The organism is Frankia sp. CoWAU3 (assembly GCF_977971855.1).
This window is the reverse complement of record NZ_CDWWXB010000297.1, coordinates 2323-3491: the sequence shown is the minus strand read 5'-3', so window position 1 is coordinate 3491 and position 1169 is coordinate 2323. Positions and strand designations below refer to the sequence as shown.

At 64.9% G+C, this 1169-nt stretch carries 1 protein-coding gene and 1 pseudogene; both read left to right on the top strand.

The annotated features are described in order from the left end of the window. The first annotated feature begins 400 nt into the window (after nt 1-400). Nucleotides 401-865, top strand: coding sequence for a glycine-rich domain-containing protein (locus tag AC08ON_RS17460; RefSeq protein ID WP_476608637.1), 465 nt, complete (start codon nt 401-403; stop codon nt 863-865). 16 nt (nt 866-881) lie between these two features. Continuing rightward, nucleotides 882-1169, top strand: a pseudogene (locus AC08ON_RS17455) (hypothetical protein); the annotation flags it as partial.

The following is a 1169-nucleotide window of genomic DNA, read 5'->3' as shown; positions in this document are numbered from 1 at the left end:
CCGAAAAGTCAAGGAAAACCTCGAACACATCGCCGGAGACCGCCGCCGGGCACTCCAATTCATAGCCACTTAACGCAACAGACCGTCACACCACGCGACCTTCGCGCAGCCCTGGTTCACAGACGCCTCTCCTGACCGGAATACACGTGTGGGTGTACACGCTCAGAGTAGCCCCACGAACGTCGGCCGTACGGTTACAGATGAGTTCACCGATGTGAACAGTGCGTCAGGCGTGTTCGCAAGCGTGAACAATCGACCACCACTCGCTGCGTAGTCTGTCGACCGCCAGTTAAAACGGTCCTGTTGAAGGCCGCGTTCCCGGCGGGTCGACGAAGCAGGAACCGTCGCGGCCACCCGGCGTGGTCGCTGGCGGTTCGACCCCGACGAGAGGAAACCCACCATGTCCACGCCCACGATCATCGCGACCCGAAGAGGCCGCGATCTTGTTACGCCGAGACTCTTCGAGCGGTTGTGTAACCGGCTCGCGGCGGACCACCTGGCCGAGCGCATCATCGACCAGTCTCTGGCCTTCCTCGCCGCGTGCGGCGAGGACCCGGACACGCCGCATGTGCCCAGCCACACCATCGACCTGGGCTGGCACACCTTTCTGCTGCACACCAAGGAGTACACGCTGTTCTGCCGGCAGGTCGCCGGCCACTTCATCCACCACGTGCCCGACGACGCGCCACCCGACCGCAGCATCAGCGCAGCCAGGCGCGCTCGTACGATCACCCTGATGCAACAGGCCGGATACGCCGTCGACCACGAACTGTGGGCGACGTGCTCCACATGCTCCGACGAGGGCAACTGCTCGGCAAGCGGCAAGGACGGCGACGAAAATAAGGGCAGCCGGGTCCCCAAGTAGCGGAGTCGAACTTCCCATGAAGTGGAATGATCTGCCGACGCAGGTCCGCGACGCGGTTGAGGCGCAGACCGGACCCGTCACGTCCGCCGACTCGGTGGACGTCGGGGACGGCTGCGACCTCGCCGCGGTCGTGGATGCGGGTGAGCAGCGGCTGTTCGTCAAAGGCGTCCACGGCGGCGGCCGGCGAGCACGCTGGCTCCGTAACGAGCACACGTTCGGACACCTCGCCGCAGGAATCGCGCCGAGTCCACGGTTCGCATGCCAGGTCGATGACTGGCTGCTGGTTGGCTTCGAGCATGCGACC

Coding starts and splice junctions, on each gene's coding strand:
- AC08ON_RS17460 (WP_476608637.1), top strand. CDS start 401: ATGTCCACGCCCACGATCATCGCGACCCGAAGAGGCCGCGATCTTGTT.